Raw genomic sequence first — 17,868 nt, 5'->3', positions numbered from 1 at the left:
AATAAAAGTAGCACCTTTCATGGGGTGCTACTTAGATTAGAAAGACAAGGAATTTATCGATGAAACAGCATTCACTTTTATTTAAAACGACGGTACTGGCATTTTCAATTTTGTCTGTACAGCAGGTTTTTGCAGATCAACCGTGGTCGCAAGATCGTCAATGGTTATTGGGTAATTGGAATGGTCAACGCCAACAACTGGAACAAGAGGGTTATAAGTTTACCGCATCGATCATGAGTCAAGCAGCAACCAATTTGGATGGTGGTTATAACGATAGCAATAGTTTTGAGAATGCGGCACAACTTTCTTTAGGTGCAAATTTTGATTTAAATAAAATACTCGGTTGGGAAGATACCACGGCAAATATTTTAATTACCAAGCGTGATGGTAATGCTCTGACTTTGGAAAGGATTAAAGACCCACGCTCAAGTGCATTAAGCAACTCGCAAGAAATCTATGGTCGCGGCAAAATCTGGCGTTTATCGCAGGCATGGATTAAAACAGGTTTTGTTGATAATACGGTTCAATTCAAAATTGGTCGTATGGGCATGTCTGAGGACTTTAATGGTTCTCAATGTGAATTCCAAAATTTATTGTTATGTGGAAGCCAACTCGGTAAATCGATTGGCTCAATTTGGTACAACCTACCAGTCGGTCTGTGGGGTGCAAATGTGAAATACCAGTTTGCACCTGAGTGGACGCTCGGTGTCGGTGTTTATGAAGTTAATCCTGATAACGTTAAAACCGATAAAAATAGTGATGGTTTTAACTTGGATATGAATAACGTCAAAGGGGCAACTATACCAGTAGAGCTGGCTTGGAAACCTAAATTGGCGGCATTTAATGGTTTGGCAGGTGAATATAAAGTTGGCGCACTATATTCGACTGCTGAGGCAAATAACATCGCGATTGCAGATAAAGTGCATGATAGCAAACATAGCTTTTGGCTTAATGCGCAACAACAATTGATACAGAAGGGCGATGATCCAAAACGTGGTTTGTATACCAGTGTTAATGTCGTCGTAAACGATAAAGACACGACTGCTGTGCGAAGTACACAACAACTTGCCCTTTGGTACAAGGGTGCTTTTGATCAACGACCAAATGACTCGATTGGTTTGGGGGTCGCAAATTACATAGTCAATGATCGTTATAAAGATCGTCAAATCGATATCAATCATAGTCGTGGTTACGACCAATATGATGCATTCGCAGCAGATTATGTTCCTGTTCAACGAGATGAGCTCAATGTTGAATTGAACTATACCTATCAATGGTCACCAGCAATTATGTTACGACCAAATCTACAATATATCCATCAACCTGCGGGTGTGAAAGAGGTGGATGATGCTTGGGTTGCTGGATTGAGCATGCGAGTGAATTTTTAATTTAGGAGTATGACCCCATGTCAGAATCTACCAACAGTCATACCATATTAAAAATATGGTGTTTTATTTTAGGTCTCGCCTTATTGCTTACCGGACTATTTTTCACCATTGGTGGTGGAAAGCTGATTGCTCTCGGCGGTTCATGGTATTTCATGATTGCAGGGCTATTAACATTGGCATCTGCACTGTTCATTTTTAAGCGTAAAGTCTTGGGTGTTTGGTTATTTGCGATCGTTTTTGTCGGTACGGTTATTTGGTCTTTGATTGATGCAGGTTGGGAGTTTTGGCCGCTATTCTCGCGCCTAATGTTCCCAGCAGGTATTTTTGCTGCATTGATGTTTACCCTGCCATCAATTCGCCGTTATCAATTTCAATCGGGTGCTGATTTACCAGCTTATGCTGTAGGAACATTGACTGTTGTTGGTATGATCATTGGTTTTTATCAAATGTTCCAACCCCATCCAACCGTTGCTGCATCGGGACAACAATTACCGTTGGTGCCTGTTCAAACAGATATGAAGCAAACCAATTGGCAACATTATGGTCAAGATGCAGGAGGGAGTCGCTTCGCAGCTTTAGATCAAATTACCCGTGACAATGTCCATCAGTTAAAAGAAGCGTGGCGCTTTCGCACAGGTGACTTTACAACGGGTTCGGGCAATGGTGCAGAAGATCAAATGACGCCGTTGCAAGTTGGAAATAAAGTCTTTTTATGTACACCACATAACAATATTTTTGCTTTAGAAGCAGATTCTGGTAAACAAATCTGGAAGGCAGAGGTTAACTCCAAGGCGGATGCTTGGGAACGTTGTCGCGGTGTTGCTTATTTCGATACAACTCAACCCATTCAACAACCAAGTTTAGCGGGTGCTACACCTGTACAAACGGTTGCAACCAATACTGCATGTTTACGTCGTGTTTATACCAATACTCCTGATGGACGTTTAATCGCGGTGAATGCGGATACGGGAGAGCGTTGTAAAGATTTTGGTGTCGATGGCACGGTTGATTTGCATAAAGGTTTAGGTGAGGGCACTAAAGCACCACGTTTCCAAGTCACCTCAGCACCCACTGTGGCAGGGTCTGTCTTGGTCGTTGGTAGCCGTATTGCTGATAACTTTGCTGCAGACATGCCGGGTGGGGTAATCCGTGCATACGATGTCATTACAGGTGAATTGCGTTGGGTATTTGATCCACGTAATCCTGATCCAAATTATATGCTTAAAGAAGGTGAAATATATAAGCGGAGTTCTGCTAACGCATGGGCTGCATTATCTTATGATCCTGAGATGAATACCGTATTTTTGCCAATGGGTAGCTCATCTGTTGATGTCTGGGGAGGTAATCGCCAACCTTTGGATCATAAATACAATTCATCAGTATTGGCTTTAGATGCAACCACAGGTAAAGAGAAATGGGTTTATCAAACCGTCCATAATGATTTATGGGATTTTGATTTGCCGATGCAACCGAGTCTTGTTGATTTCCCAATGACGGACGGAACAAATAAGCCTGCGGTGGTAATTGGAACAAAATCAGGTCAGTTCTTTGTACTTGATCGGCTAACAGGAAAACCTTTAACAAAAGTGATTGAGCAGCCTGTTAAACCTGCCGATATTCCTAATGAGCAATATAGCCCGACGCAACCTCGTTCAGTAGAAATGCCGCAAATTGGTAATCAAACAATTACTGAATCGGATATGTGGGGCGCGACACCATTTGATCAACTGATGTGTCGTATTAACTTTAAGTCGATGCGCTATGAAGGTTTGTTTACTGCACCAGGAACAGATGTATCTTTAAGTTTTCCGGGTTCTTTGGGTGGGATGAACTGGGGTAGCATCGCTTTTGATCCTAGCCATCAATACATGTTTGTTAATGATATGCGCTTGGGTTTATGGATTCAGTTAATTCAGCAAACACCAGAAGATTTAGCGCTGGAAGCAAGTGGCGGTGAAAAGGTCAATACAGGTATGGGTGCAGTACCGATGAAAGGTACACCATATAAAGTAAACAAAGATCGCTTTTGGTCGAAGTTCAATATCCCATGTCAAAAACCACCTTACGGTACGATGACCGCAATTGATATGCGTACACGTCAAATTGCTTGGCAAGTACCGATGGGGACAGTAGAAGATACTGGACCTATGGGGATCAAAATGGGGCTGAAAGTACCGATTGGTATGCCGACGATTGGCGGGCCAATGGCGACACAAGGTGGTTTAGTATTCTTTGCTGCAACGCAAGACTACTATCTGCGTGCACTTGATTCGTCTACAGGGAAAGAGTTGTGGAAGTCACGGATGCCAGTGGGTAGCCAAGGCACACCGATTAGTTATGTTTCACCTAAAAATGGTAAACAGTACGTGATGATTACCGCGGGTGGTGCTCGTCAATCCCCTGATCATGGTGATTATGTGATTGCATATAGCCTAGATTAAGTTCAATTTAATCTTTAAAAAGCTGCAATAGATTTTCTATTGCAGCTTTTTTATTGTTCAAAAATATTTTCTTTAGACCCTTTCATCATTAAGGGCACTTTCTTCGTATTTTTTCCATTGAGAGAAATAAAAGGATTTATGAACGAAGCCTTTTGAATTGGCATGTTCATTGCTTCATATGTTTTATCTGGTCAGACCAGTCAGACAGTGTCACAAATTGGAGCAAACATGGATTTAGATCAATTCAATCAATTAAAAGTTGAGCAAGCGATGGACGCATTAAAGCCGTGTGTGCTTATCCCATCTTGGATTCAAAGTATTGTTATGCAACGTCCTTTTGTTTCAGCAGATGAATTATATCAAACCGCTGCCTTACATGCCCAAACATGGCAATGGTCTGAAATCTCAGAGTCGCTTGCACAGCATCCAAGAATTGGTGAGAAAAAAGCTGCCATGACATTATCTGAAAAAGAGCAACAGTTTTCGCAAAAAGAACAAGCTCAGCTTGATACGGAGCATGATTTTCAACAGGCACTGTATCAGGGCAATTTAGCGTATGAGCACAAATTTGGTCATATCTTTTTAATTCGGGCCGCAGGACGTTCAGGTTCGGAAATGTTAGCAGAACTCAACCGCCGCTTAGAAAACACAACCGAGCAAGAACAGCTTGAAGTCAAACAACAACTCAGTGAAATCGCATTAATTCGCTTAAAGCAGGAGATTCAATAATGGCGGGTATTAGTACACATATTTTAAATGCATCACTGGGAAAGCCTGCTGCGGGTGTTGTCGTTGAATTATTGCAGGAAACGTCTCTCGGCTATGTTTTGATGGATCAACAACTCACAGATGTTGATGGTCGTATTAAAGCATTTGATATTGATTCATTTACACACGGCAAGTATCAACTCATTTTCCACATTGATGATTATTTTCAATCTCTAGAGGTTGAAAGCTTTTATCCCAGAGTGTGTATCGATTTTAAGGTAAACGACATTCAACAACATTATCACGTGCCTTTATTGATCAGCCCATTTTCTTATTCCACCTATCGCGGCAGTTAATACAAGCAATGAAGAAAATATAAATTTTGATTGAGGAAAGACCACCATGCACGACGATAAAAAGCACAGAGATACGGGTGCAACCGTTTCTGCAGAACACCAATATTTAGGAATGAATAAAAACGTCATTTATGGCTTGCAACATGTGCTGACCATGTATGGTGGGATCATTGCACCACCACTTATTATTGGTGCTGCCGCAGGGTTACAGGCTTCGGAAATAGGACTATTGGTTGCTGCCGCACTTTTTGTTGGTGGTATCGCAACCATGTTGCAAACCTTAGGTTTTAAACATTTTGGCGCAAAACTTCCGATTGTCCAAGGTGTATCTTTTGCAGGCGTTGCAACGATTTTAGCCATTGTCACCACAGGTGGGGGATTAGCCTCAGCGTTTGGCGCGGTGATTGTTGCTTCATTGATTGGTTTATTACTCGCACCATTCTTTTCAAAAATTATTCGTTTTTTTCCACCTGTGGTGACAGGTTGTGTGATTACCATGATTGGTATTTCGTTATTACCAGTTGCGATTCGCTGGATGATGGGGGGAAACCAGAAAGCTGAAAATTGGGGAGATCCAGTAAATATTGGTTTAGCTGCTATGACTTTAGCGATTGTGATTATTTTCAGTATGTTAAAGAGTCAGCTCATGCGTCGTCTGGCGATTTTAATTGCGATTGTTTTAGGTACAGTACTCGCTTCATTGGCTGGATTTGCAGATTTTTCCAAAGTCGCTAACGGTTCAATGTTCGCTTTTCCTCATTTCTTTCATTTTGGCATGCCAGTGTTTGAATTTACCGCCATTCTTTCGATGGTGATTGTAACTTTAGTGATTATGACGGAAACCACAGCCGATATTATTGCGATTGGGGAAATCGTTGGAACCAAAGTGGATGCAAAACGTATCGGTGATGGTTTACGAGCAGATATGTTGTCTAGTGCAGTTGCCCCAATCTTTGGTTCATTTATGCAAACCGCATTTGCGCAAAATGTAGGGTTAGTCGCGATCACAGGGGTAAAAAGTCGTTTTGTGGTGGCAACAGCAGGTGGGATTCTGGTGGTACTTGGTTTATTACCGATTGTCGGGCGTTTAGTGGCAGCGATTCCAATGCCTGTTTTAGGTGGTGCTGGTATTGTCTTGTTTGGCACTGTGGCAGCCAGTGGTATCCGTACTCTAGCAAAAGTAGATTATAACGATCACAAGAATCTCATTATTGTCGCAACGTCATTGGCAATCGGCATGATCCCAATTGCAAACCATGAGTTCTATGCACAATTTCCAAAATGGGTCGGGACCTTATTACATTCAGGAATTAGCTCGGCATGTATTACTGCCATTTTGTTGAATATTTTATTTCACCATTTACCTTTTACCAAAAAATCAGTTGAGGACGCTACATTGCCTGTCAACTCAGGGCATTGATGGCAGGTTTTATTTATTTTCCAAAACCGTAACATTTTTTAATCATTCACCATTCAACGTCGCTTATTCATTTTTGAATAGGTCTAGGGGAGTTTTGGCTTTGCAAAAGTTAAAACACAACAAAATTTATTTGAATAGATTTAAATCACTGTTTGAATGACATTATCGGGGAAATTTTATGAGAAATTTGACTTTAAAATCTGCAATATTGGTGTTCGCAATGAGTGCAGCGATGCAAAGCGGGGCAGCAGATACTAGTTTAAATGGGCTGTTTCAATTGGATCAGGACTGTAGCGTTCAGGACAATTCAGTCAAAACTGTGCAACAAATGTTTGGCTGTGGGGCAGTGCATGGCGTTGTGAAATCAGCTTATTATTCTTTAAATAATGGATATTTTGTCAATAATTTAAACCAAGATACTGTCGCAATTGGAGGCTATCTTAAATATGAAACAGCGCCATTGTATGGGGTGCAAGCTGCAATTGGTTATGATCTACAACGCCGTTTAGACGAGAAAAACAACAATGATGAAGTTTCTGAATTAAAAGAAGATCGTGATGGTTTGGCTGAAGCTTACATCACATGGAAGAATGATTTAGCACGCGTTACGATCGGGAATCAGCGTCTTAATTTACCGTTTATGGGGGATTATGCAGACCGACGAATTTTGATGGCTTTGTATCAAGCCGCCGATGTTCAGGTGGGTAACAATACTGATTTCTTGCGTCTCACCAAAGTGAATAAATTCAAAAGTTATGCTGATGATGAATTTAGCAAAAGTACCCGTCAAAATGCGAATATTGAAACCGATGGCGTATGGTCAGTTGGTATAGGGAAGCGTTTTGATTTGGCTGAAGATCAAAAACTTAAAGCGCAGATTTGGTATCAACACTATGATGACTATACCCGTTTAATTTATACACAAGCAGATCTTTCATTGCCTAAACTCAAATATACACCTGAACTTTCACTGCAATATATTTCAGGAAAAGATCAAGGTAAAGCTTTAGCTGGAGAGGTAGATAGCCAAATTTTTGGTGTTCAGGCGGCGTTTAAAATTTTGCCAAAAGCCAATCTAAAAGTTGCATATAACTATATTAAACCGCATACAGATCGTTATTTAAACGGTGCTCTGCTAACGCCTTATGCGACTAAAACCTCATCAGGTGAAATTTTTGCTCAGCCATTTTTTACCAGTACCCAAGACCTAGGCGCAGGAAATGCTTTCATGACTTCTTTGGAAGGAAAGCTTACAGATCAAGTGATTGCTGGTGCTCGATATTCTTTTATGGATTTAAAAGAGTCTAACAAGGTTGCGAGTCGTAATCAGTCTGAATATATGATCTTTGGTATTTATAATTTTACTGGCGCATTACAAGGTTTTAGCGTTAGTAATTTCTTTGGTATCCAAACTTCACCACGCTATGAAAAAGACTTTCTACAAAATCGATTTACATTGAGCTATAAGTTTTAAAGTCTGCTTATCCCAATTGCCTATTTCAGATATGAAATGGGCTTTTTTATGGTCTTTTTGGCGATTGCTTGAAAAGCGTTGAGATAAAAAAAGCCCCCAATTAAGGGGGGAGTTAAAACTTTCTTTTATTAATCTAATGGATTTCCAACAATATTGCTAATAATTCCTTGCATGATGTGTGAACCTTGTTCTTGATAAAGTGATTGATACCATTCCTCAGTCACTTTTTGATCTTTCATGTGGGTCACATCACAACGTTTACGCGCACGAAAAACCATTTCCCTAGTACGATCATTACGTTTGTTTTGGTATCGTTCTAGTGCATCAGTTAAACCAAAAGTATTTATCTGCAAAGCACGTGCCAAGTAAATGGCATCCTCCATAGCTTGGCAACCGCCTTGACCAATATCAGGTGTGGTACTGTGTGCTGCATCACCGAGTAAAACCACCCGACCTTTATAAAAATTCATAAAAGGCTCAATATCATGGATTTCAACTCGATTGGTTTTTTGTTCATCTAAGCAATCAATCAGTTGATGTACAGGTGAGCACCAGTCTTTAAAATATTTTTTCAGCTCAGTTTTATATTGATCACGTTGATTTGGTAGACCTATTTCTATAGGTACATCGAAAAAGAAGTAAAAGCGATTTTGGGCAACGGGCATGAGAGAAACTCTTTTTCCTTCACCCACATAGGTCGTCCATTGTTGCGCTGGAGCGATGTTTTCGTCGATTTCGACTAAACCATTCCAGTTGACATAGCCTGCATATCGTCGTTCGACTTGATGACCCAATACAAACTTACGGGTGGCGGAGTGGGTGCCATCTGCACCAATCAATAAATCGGCCGTTATTTGAGAGCCATCTGCAAAATGAATGTTGACATGATCAGGATGATTTTCAATTTCGGTCATTTTCATGCCGAGTTTAATATCGTCTAAACCAAACTGTTGCATGAGGAGCTGTTGTAAATCTGCACGAGCGACAGGGTAGGCACGTTGTCCTACTTCTTTGTATAAAGGTGTTAAGCTAAATTGAGTCATGGTCTGATGCGCGATTCCATCGACATATGCCAGCGACTCCATTTGTCCACCCAAAGCTTGGATTTGATCAGTCAAGCCAAGGTAGTTTAAGCATTTCACCCCATTTGACCATAGCGAAATCGCTGCACCTACAGGTAGAATTTCTGCTGCTTGTTCGTAGATCGTAACCTGATGGCCAAATTTTTTTAAAGCGATACCAGCAGTTAAACCGCCCATACCTGCGCCTATAATCGCAATATTCATCGTTTAGACCCTGATTGTTAAAAATATAAAATTTCTAAACAGTCTTAAGCGAGAAGCATGCCAGTTTTACTATGTGGTTTTACTGGTCATACCAGTTATTGTGCTTCATTAAAAAGCAGAAATGGGGTGAGTGTGTTGCTGTGGTTCAAAGTTTGAGGCAAAGTGGTGCGCAAATAAAATTTGAATTATTTAGTTTTAGAAATAGCTTTATATTTATCTTAAATGAATCAGATCATTGCTCATGCCGAGAAAAATAGACACCCGCACGTTGAGCAGCACCAATGATATGCGCTTGCATGGCTTTCTCAGCCGCTACAGCATCTTGTTTAAATAACGCTTGTAAAATCACATCATGTTCTTGAATGGTTTTAAAGGCAAGATTAGGTTGGACAAAAGGGAGGATCTGGCTTTTTTTCATCCATGCAGTGTGCATTTTAAGTGTCTGAATAATCGACTGATTATGACTTAATTCGATAATATGTTGATGAAAGGCATAATCAAATTCGGAAGCTGCTTGCCAATTCTGTTCCGAGATTGCATTTGCGAGTGCTTCATAATGCTGTTTTAGAATCGATTTATCTTGTTCTGTTAGATATTCACAGGCGAGTAGGGCGCAAAATCCTTCGAGTACGTAGCGTAATTGATAGAAATCTTTTAAGGAAATGCGGTGTTCACCTTCCCATTGTTCAGCGGCTTTACTGTGTTGTGAAATGACATAAACCCCTTTACCAGCCTTGATTTCCAACAATCCCAAAGCGGCAAGACGTGTCAAAGCTTCACGCAAAGAAGCACGACTTATTCCGAGTTGGAGCGCTAAATCACGTTGAGAGGGTAATGTCGAACCAATCGCATAAGTCCCTTGTTGAATGCGTTGATGGATGACTTCCACAGCTTGCTCAGTCACTTGAGATGATTTTCCATTGAGCATTGCTTGTGGGCTCATCAGTGGTCTAACCTAAATAAAATAATCAATTTGATTCTACACAAAATTCATAATTTTAGATTGACTCAAACTGAAATTAAGCAAATTTTTTATAACAGGTCAGACCAGTTGGACTGGATTTTGCATATAATGAATCATATAAAATGTTTTAGGATTGATCAATGACGGTGCATATTGCCAAAGCAGTGACTTTGCCAGATAACTTACAGGGTTTAACCAATTTAGCTGATGCGCGTATTGGCGCGAGCATAGTGTCTTGTTCTGATGAGTTTTTCGCATGTGCGGAAAGAATGTTGCAAACTGAACCCGCCAAGTTTATTGAAGGTAAATTTGATGATCATGGTAAATGGATGGATGGCTGGGAGACACGTCGTAAGCGTGAAGCTGGTTATGATTGGTGCATCGTTCGTTTAGGTGTAACAGGAACAGTCTCTGGCTTTGATATTGATACTTCTTTTTTTACAGGGAATTATCCTGCTTCCGCCTCAATAGAGGGGTGTTATGCACCTGATGATCAATTGGAAAATATCACTTGGACTCCATTGTTAGAAAATTCAGTTTTATCTCCAGACCATCATCATTTTTTTAATTGCGAAGCACAAAAAATTACTCATATTCGCATTAATATTTTCCCTGATGGTGGGATTGCTCGCTTACGCGTGTATGGAAATGTCGTCCTTGAAAATATAGATTCAACTCAACAAATTGATCTGATTGCTTTGAAAAATGGTGGACGTATTGTGGCATTTAGCGATGCGCATTACGGTCATCCAAATAATTTACTCAGCCCAGATCGCGGCATCAATATGGGAGATGGTTGGGAAACCAAGCGTCGCCGTGAACCTGGTTTTGACTGGTGCATTATTGCTTTAGGTCAAGCTGGACAAGTAGAAAAAATCGAAATTGATACAGCGCATTTTAAAGGCAATTATCCTGCATTTTGTTCGATACAAGCAGCGTATGTTGAGGATGCAACGGATGCTCAATTGATTCCTCAAAGTATGTTTTGGTCTTTCTTATTGGAGCAGCAACCATTATCGATGGATGCCATTCATGCATATATTGCTGAGATTTTGCGGCATCAGAAAGTGAACTATATCCGTGTCAATATGATTCCAGATGGGGGGATTAGTCGGATTCGCTTGTGGGGCAAAATCACAGAATAAAATTGTTTTTTCAGTAATGAGCAGAGTCATATAAGTTTTGATAAAACAGATCATTTTTGTATTGGTATTTGCTTACTTTTGAAAGATCAAAAGTAACAAAAATCTTTCGTTAGGCTGATGGCACATCCTTGATGCCACAGCCTAACGGGCGGCATCCATGCCGTCTAGCTCGATAGCAAATGTTCATTATGCATTGAATTAGAGAGGCAAAATCTACGAAGTTTCGTTCTGCTAAAATAAAGTGAAGTTCAATATATGAGAAAAAACATCCAGATTCAGCCTTTAACTCAAGCCAACTTCGCACCTTTTGGTGATGTGATTGAAAAAGACAACCATGATTTTTTTCCGATTAACCAAGGTTTAACTGAGCGCTATCATGCACTTTCTCTCGCACAAGTGTCAGGTGAAAATGCTGCGGTAGGTATGAGTATTTTTCATAATTTATGTGCAACAGAAGTTCCATTTAAAATTGATATGCTTGAGCGTCATCCTTGTGGTTCACAGTCGTTCATTCCATTACAACAGCAAAAATTTATCATTATTGTGGCTTTGCCTATGGATCAAACACAACCAGATGAACAGCAAATCTATGCATTTATAACTAATGGTAAGCAGGGAGTTACTTATCGCCAAGGGGTTTGGCATCATCCATTGATTACATTAGAAGCTGAAAGTGATTTTTTAGTGGTGGATCGTATTGGTGAGGGAAAGAACTGCGATGTGTATCATTTGACTCAATCGAAATGGGTTGTCGAGTAGCAACAGTCAGAGATTGTGAATCTCTGACTGTATCAGTGTTTAATATTTCCCTTCAAAATTCGCACTAATTCGTTGTTTTAAATATTCCTTTGCAGTGATTACTGGGTATTTTTTCTTTGGACTTTCAATGATTACATCTTCATTCGCCTGACAGAAGAATGCCAAACTATATCGCGCACCTTGATATTCATTGGCTTTAGGGTTTTTAACGCGGTGAAAATTAGATGGAAGTTGATCATCGCTCCAACGCATCAACATATCACCAATATTACAAGTAATCACATCATCACGTGGTTCAATACTGGTCCATTGCTGTTGTTCCATGTCTTTACCTGGACAAACCTGTAAACCACCTTGACCTTTACGTTGAAACAGTAAGGTTAAGCAATCAAAATCAGTATGTGCGCCTGCTCGCCATAAACCGAGTTGATCTTTCAAAGCAGGATCAAGCGCATAGTAATGCAACATGCGTAAGGTACTTTGATAGCTTTCTTGATCAGGCTCGTGGGCGAGTGCAAAGAAATCATCTGCAAAACCGAGTTTGTAAGCGAAGCAAGATAGAATTTTCATACCCACTTGCCAGCATGCTTTTTCAAACTCAAGCATTGTGGTCTTAAATGCTGGTAATTCCTGTTCGCTAGGATACAACCCTGCCATACGTGGGCGCGTAATTTGATAGGATTCTTTTTGATCGGGCGTACTGGTCGATGGGCGAATTTGTGCTTTGCTTTCCCAGCCTGCATTTCGATTTAGAGGATATTGTGCTTTGATGTGTTCAGGAAGATCAAAGAACTTTTTTGTCATGTCAAAAGCATTGTGAATTTGGGCAAGATCAATACCGTGATTAGAGACTTGAAAGAAACCTATATCTGTTGCAGCACTCCAAAGTTGCTCTGCAATTTCATATTTACGCTTTTCAAAGTCTGATAAATCAATCACCCGAATTTCTCTTTCAAAGGTTTCTTGACCTAAAGCACCCATACGCACTTCTTTTTGTAACTCTTCTAAGTTGTAGTGATCGTCAGTTAAGTTGGTCATATTTGCGCTATTCATATTTCACCTCAATTTTTGGATAAACCATGACCCAATCAAATTGAATGAAAGAGACTGGATCATTTTTTCAAAAAAGAGCAGCACTTTCTAAATCAATAGAAAATGAGCTTATTTCTGAGCAATGACCCACATATATGTCGAATCAACTATATATGCTGAACGCTTCTACTCTGCCTCATTGATATAAGCATTTTTTATACCAAATTTAAAATATGCTGTTGTGAAGATATTTAATGGATAGAAATAAAGCTAAATGGTGAATGAAAAATCAAAATTTGATTTTATGATTCTTTTTTGCGCATTATGATGTTTTAGAATGGTGCGTTTTTGAGTTTGATTAAAAATTATCTCTACTTGAAAATAGTATTCGATTAAAAATAGGTGATGGATGACAACCTAAAATAAATTATTTTGGATTATTTTATTGAAAAATAAAGATTAAATAAATACTGGCATGGTGTTTGCTAAATCTTTACTGAGTATAAGCGGTCAGTGTGTACTTTCACACGGGACATTGCTCTACAGCGTTTGCTGTTCCTCTTTTGGGGACAAAGCCAATGTTTGGCTTTGAGAGAATCTATGTACTTATACATTTGGTTTTTATTCCCCTAAAAGAATAGCGAGATGAGTTCTTATATATTTAGGGGTTTACTTATGAAAATTCAGCACTATGTAGGCAAAGCACGGTTCACTGTTATTGCTGGCGCATTATTCTTTGGTTCATTTACCCATGCTGCCGATAAACTGGTATTACAAACCACATGGTATGCGCAAGCAGAGCAGGGTGGTTATTATCAAGCTCTGGCACAGGGTATTTATAAAAAATATGGATTAGATGTCGAGATTAAAATCGGTGGGCCACAAGTCAATAATATGTCTTTATTATTGTCTAAACGTGCCGACATTATTATTAATTATGATTTGCAGGTTTTAAAAGGAATTGAAAGTAAGTTTCCAATCAAAGCGATTGCAGCACCATTTCAGTTCGATCCTCAAGGTGTATTAACGCATAGCGATGTAAAGTCCTTGGCTGATCTAAAAGGCAAAACCATCTTGGTTTCAACCAGTGGACAAGCAAGCTGGTGGCCTTGGTTAAGAAAAAAATACAGTTTAAATCCAGCTCAGGCGCGTCCTTATACTTTCAATATGCAGCCATTTTTAGCGGGCAAAAATGTCGCCCAACAAGCCTATGCAACCTCTGAAGTTTTTCAAGCAAAAAAAGCAGCACCATCCAGCAACTTCTTCTTATTTGCTGAGGCGGGTTATCCAGCTTATGGTGGCATTTTAGTGACACGCAATGATGTGATCCAGACCAAGCCTGATGTGGTCCGCCGTTTTGTGCAAGCATCTATGGAGGGATGGAAAAACTATTTGGCTGATCCCAAGCTCGGCAATGCCATTATCAAAAAAGAAAATCCAAATATGAATGATGAGCTGCTCGCTTTTGCAGGCAGTCAAATGAAAAAATTACAACTAATTGATGGTGGCGATGCCAAAACACAAGGTGTCGGAGTTATGACCGATGCACGCTGGAAAGCGACGCGTGATTTCATGGTGAATGCAAAATTGTTAGATGCTAAAACCAACTGGAAATCGGCTTATACCACACAGTTTGTCAGTCCTGTGAAGAAATAAAAGCTGTATTTAACGGTTAAGAAAATAGGGCAATCGCACCAAGGGGAAACCACATGAATTCAGTTTTATCTGTCGATCTTCCAGTAAATACATCATCAAATTTTGTAACACCAATGCTCATGGTGAGAGGGGTAGAAAAAACCTATCCCAATGGTACCCATGCATTACAACGGCTCGATTTAGATATTGCACGGGGTGAAATTATTTCATTACTTGGACCATCTGGATGTGGCAAAAGTACTTTATTGAAAATGTTTGCTGATCTTGAACAACCATCAGCTGGGCAAGTGCGTTGGAATGGCAAGGCTGATATTCAATCGCAATGTAAAATGGCAATGGTGTTTCAGGAAGCGACCTTAATGCCGTGGGCAAATATTGAAGACAATGTTCGTCTACCTTTAGATTTACAGCATATTTCCAAAGCTGTGAGCACTCCCAAAGTTTTAGATGCACTAAAAGCAGTGGGTTTAGATAAATTTAGCAAAGCCTATCCACGGGAACTTTCAGGTGGGATGCAGATGCGTGCTTCTTTGGCTCGCGCACTGGTCACAGAACCTGATTTGTTATTGATGGATGAGCCTTTTGGGGCATTGGATGAATTTACCCGTCATAAATTAGATCGTGATATCCGAAAACTTTGGTCTGAGCGAGATTTAACCGTTGTTTTTGTCACCCACAGTATTTATGAAGCGGTGTATTTGTCCTCAAGGGTGATTGTGATGGGGGCGCGTCCGGGGCGTGTGATTGCTGATTTGGAAATTGAAGGTCCTTATCTGCGCGATGAGTCCTTCAGAACATCTGATGTTTTTATTCAACAATGTGCACAATTTTCAGCGTTATTGGCTAAAGCAAGTGGGGAGCATAATCATGATTAAACCATTAATAAATAATCCTGCGATACAGCGAATAGCAGCACCCATGATGCTTGGTTTTTTATTGTTATTGTTTTGGCAATTGAGCTTTCAGCAATTAGAAGTGCCTGTTTATGTCGTGCCGAAGCCAAGTGATATTGTGATGGCGATGATCAATCAATCTTCATTGCTGTTTGGTAGTTTGCTAGTGACGCTAAAAATCACCTTATTGGCTTTTACTTGTGCGGTGGTCATCGGAACTTTAATTGCATTTGTATTTGTGCAAAGTCGTGTGCTAGAAGCGTGTTTTATGCCCTATGCAATTTTATTTCAGGTAACGCCAATTGTGGCGATTGCACCTTTGGTGATTATCTGGATTCAAAACACCACTTTGGCATTAGTCGTATGTGCGATGTTGGTGGCAGTATTTCCAATCTTAACCAATACCACTTTAGGTTTGCGTAGTGTCAATAAGGGTTTACTCAATCTTTTTCAGATCAATAAAGCCAGTCGCTGGCAAATTCTCATGCATTTACGTGTACCCAATGCCTTACCTTATTTCTTTGGTGGATTGCGGATTTCATGTGGTTTAGCGCTGATTGGTGCAGTCGTGTCTGAGTTTGTTGCAGGTGCAGGTGGAACGAGTGCGGGGTTGGCTTATCAGATTTTACAGGCAGGATTTCAACTTGATTTACCGCTCATGTTTGCAGCACTTTTTTTAATTACCTGCACTGGCTTGGGACTGTTTGTATTGATGTCTTTGTTAAGCCGTATCTTTTTAAGTAAATGGCATGAGAGTGAACAAGCATGAGCCAAGATTCTTTGAGTAAACGTTATTTAATTAAAAATGCCCATGCCATTTTGACTGGTTTATCTAAGGATACCCCACGTTCGTCAGCTACAGCGATTCGGATACAAGATGGAAAAATTACCGAGCTAGGGGCACTTACACAACATGCGGATGAACAGGTGATTGATGCCAAAGACTGCGTTATCTATCCGGCATGGGTGAATACTCATCATCATTTGTTCCAATCTTTATTAAAAGGCGAGCCACAAGGTTTAAATCAGAACTTAACGTCATGGCTTGCGAGTACGCCATATCGGTTTCGTGGCGCTTTCGATGAAGCCACATTTCGGGTCGCTGTACGAATTGGTTTGATTGAACTATTACGTTCTGGTTGTGCCACAGTTGCAGATCATCATTATCTATACTGGCCGAAGATGCCTTTTGATGGCGCAGCCATTTTATTTGATGAAGCGGAAAAGCTAGGCATGCGTTTTGTGCTGTGTCGTGGTGGTGCGACCCTAACACGTGGTTTGGAAAGTGAGCTGCCACAAGCCTTGCGACCTGAAAAATTTGATGACTATATGATAGATATTGAACGTCTGGTCGCTCGATATCATCAGTCAAGTGGAACTGCATTCCGAAAGATTGTTATGGCGCCGACATCAACTTTACATTCGACGACACCTCAACAACTTAGGGAAAGTGCTCGTATCGCTCGGCAACTCGGCATTCGGATGCACAGTCATTTATCAGAAACAGTCGATTATTTGGATGCCGCCAAAGCTAAATTTAACATGACTCCAGTGCAGTATTGTGCTGAACATGATTGGATTGGCAATGATGTTTGGTTTGCGCATCTTGTGAAATTATTACCAGAAGAAATCCAGTTATTAGGTCAAACCCAAACAGGCATTGCTCACTGTCCTCAAAGTAATGCGCGTTTGGGCAGTGGGATTGCCGATCTGGTCAGTTTAGAAAATGCAGGCATGACGATTTCGATTGGGGTTGATGGTGCAGGCTCTAATGAAGCCGCCGACATGCTGTCAGAAACCCATGCTGCATGGTTATTGCAACGTGCCAGAAAAGGGATGTTGGCAAAACCACAGTATGAAGGTGGACTGTTTGAGGGTGGTGCAGATGCTGCCAGTATTGAAGATATTATCCACTGGGGCACTGCTGGTGGTGCCAAAATCTTAGGTTTAGATCAAGTTGGAACCATTGAAGTTGGGCAACAAGCCGATTTAGTTGTGTATGAGTTAGATGATCCACGCTATTTTGGATTACATGATATGGCGATTGGTCCTGTGGCGAGCGGTGGGCGAGCACGTATTAAAGCGATGTTTGTTGCAGGGAAAATAGTGATTGAAAATGATCAAATTCCAGATCTAGATATGATGGAATTGGCTTGGCAAGCGAAGCAATCCGTAAAAGTGTTGCAGCAGCGGAGTATGGAAATGGCTAAAATAGCCTAAGCAAGAAAGATGATGTAAAATCAGACATACGAATTTTTATTATTTTATGACTTGTTAAGGGTGTCTTTTAAAGGGCTTGTATTAGGTCTTTTATTGGATTATATTAATTACATATCTGGTGGTTTG

At 40.4% G+C, this 17,868-nt stretch carries 15 protein-coding genes; 12 read left to right on the top strand and 3 right to left on the bottom strand.

Annotated features, from left to right (window positions below):
- The first annotated feature begins 59 nt into the window (after positions 1-59).
- The 6 genes from F991_RS12265 to F991_RS12240 all read left to right on the top strand — a co-directional run bounded on the left by F991_RS12265 (position 60) and on the right by F991_RS12240 (position 7,787).
- Entirely contained in the window at positions 60-1,388 is a 1,329-nt protein-coding gene (locus F991_RS12265) for a carbohydrate porin (RefSeq protein WP_004671774.1), read from the top strand.
- Between the two features lie 17 nt (positions 1,389-1,405).
- Positions 1,406-3,829, top strand: coding sequence for a glucose/quinate/shikimate family membrane-bound PQQ-dependent dehydrogenase (locus tag F991_RS12260; protein WP_004671771.1), 2,424 nt, complete (start codon positions 1,406-1,408; stop codon positions 3,827-3,829).
- Between the two features lie 228 nt (positions 3,830-4,057).
- Positions 4,058-4,558, top strand: a complete 501-nt coding sequence (uraD, locus tag F991_RS12255; protein WP_004671769.1) for a 2-oxo-4-hydroxy-4-carboxy-5-ureidoimidazoline decarboxylase — start codon at positions 4,058-4,060, stop codon at positions 4,556-4,558.
- Positions 4,558-4,893 carry a hydroxyisourate hydrolase gene (gene uraH, locus F991_RS12250; protein WP_004671767.1) on the top strand — a complete coding sequence of 112 codons (336 nt, stop codon included), beginning with the start codon at positions 4,558-4,560 and terminating at the stop codon, positions 4,891-4,893. The genes uraD and uraH overlap by 1 nt, the downstream gene beginning before the upstream one ends.
- 46 nt (positions 4,894-4,939) lie before the next feature.
- Positions 4,940-6,313, top strand: a complete 1,374-nt coding sequence (locus F991_RS12245; protein WP_004671764.1) for a nucleobase:cation symporter-2 family protein — start codon at positions 4,940-4,942, stop codon at positions 6,311-6,313.
- A 178-nt stretch (positions 6,314-6,491) separates the two neighbouring features.
- Complete coding sequence (locus tag F991_RS12240) at positions 6,492-7,787, top strand: OprD family outer membrane porin (protein ID WP_004671762.1); 1,296 nt, start codon at positions 6,492-6,494, stop codon at positions 7,785-7,787.
- A gap of 128 nt (positions 7,788-7,915) precedes the next feature.
- On the opposite strand, the gene hpxO is transcribed toward F991_RS12240, so the two are convergent.
- Both hpxO and F991_RS12230 read right to left on the bottom strand, forming a co-directional pair.
- Positions 7,916-9,073, bottom strand: a complete 1,158-nt coding sequence (gene hpxO, locus F991_RS12235) for an FAD-dependent urate hydroxylase HpxO (RefSeq protein WP_004671761.1) — start codon at positions 9,071-9,073, stop codon at positions 7,916-7,918.
- A gap of 232 nt (positions 9,074-9,305) precedes the next feature.
- On the bottom strand, positions 9,306-10,016 hold the full coding sequence (locus F991_RS12230) for a FadR/GntR family transcriptional regulator (RefSeq protein ID WP_034595562.1): 711 nt from the start codon (positions 10,014-10,016) through the stop codon (positions 9,306-9,308).
- A 161-nt stretch (positions 10,017-10,177) separates the two neighbouring features.
- Here F991_RS12230 and alc point away from each other — a divergent pair, with 161 nt between their 5' ends.
- Positions 10,178-11,182 (top strand): allantoicase, encoded by a 1,005-nt coding sequence (gene alc / locus F991_RS12225; protein WP_004671757.1) that lies wholly within the window; start codon positions 10,178-10,180, stop codon positions 11,180-11,182.
- A 255-nt stretch (positions 11,183-11,437) separates the two neighbouring features.
- Entirely contained in the window at positions 11,438-11,941 is a 504-nt protein-coding gene (locus F991_RS12220; RefSeq protein WP_004671755.1) for an ureidoglycolate lyase, read from the top strand.
- A 39-nt stretch (positions 11,942-11,980) separates the two neighbouring features.
- On the opposite strand, the gene F991_RS12215 is transcribed toward F991_RS12220, so the two are convergent.
- The gene (locus F991_RS12215) at positions 11,981-12,994 is read right to left on the bottom strand and encodes an isopenicillin N synthase family dioxygenase (RefSeq protein ID WP_004671753.1); all 1,014 of its coding nucleotides are present in this window, start codon (positions 12,992-12,994) and stop codon (positions 11,981-11,983) included.
- Positions 12,995-13,648: 654 nt separating this feature from the next.
- Between F991_RS12215 and F991_RS12210 the strand changes: the two genes are divergently transcribed.
- The 4 genes from F991_RS12210 to F991_RS12195 are packed head-to-tail and all read left to right on the top strand — an operon-like array spanning position 13,649 to position 17,742.
- Positions 13,649-14,629, top strand: coding sequence for an ABC transporter substrate-binding protein (locus F991_RS12210; protein ID WP_004671752.1), 981 nt, complete (start codon positions 13,649-13,651; stop codon positions 14,627-14,629).
- A 53-nt stretch (positions 14,630-14,682) separates the two neighbouring features.
- Positions 14,683-15,504, top strand: coding sequence for an ABC transporter ATP-binding protein (locus F991_RS12205; protein WP_004671750.1), 822 nt, complete (start codon positions 14,683-14,685; stop codon positions 15,502-15,504).
- Positions 15,497-16,291: an ABC transporter permease gene (locus F991_RS12200; RefSeq protein ID WP_004671749.1), complete on the top strand. Its 795-nt coding sequence runs from the start codon at positions 15,497-15,499 to the stop codon at positions 16,289-16,291. Before F991_RS12205 ends, F991_RS12200 begins: the two co-directional genes overlap by 8 nt.
- Entirely contained in the window at positions 16,288-17,742 is a 1,455-nt protein-coding gene (locus F991_RS12195) for an amidohydrolase family protein (protein ID WP_004671747.1), read from the top strand. The genes F991_RS12200 and F991_RS12195 overlap by 4 nt, the downstream gene beginning before the upstream one ends.
- Positions 17,743-17,868: the final 126 nt, after the last annotated feature.

Origin of the sequence: Acinetobacter sp. CIP-A165 (genome assembly GCF_000367985.1) — a bacterium.
GTDB lineage: Bacteria > Pseudomonadota > Gammaproteobacteria > Pseudomonadales > Moraxellaceae > Acinetobacter.
The sequence above is the reverse complement of the archived record's forward strand: the minus strand, read 5'-3'. Positions and strand labels throughout refer to the sequence as shown.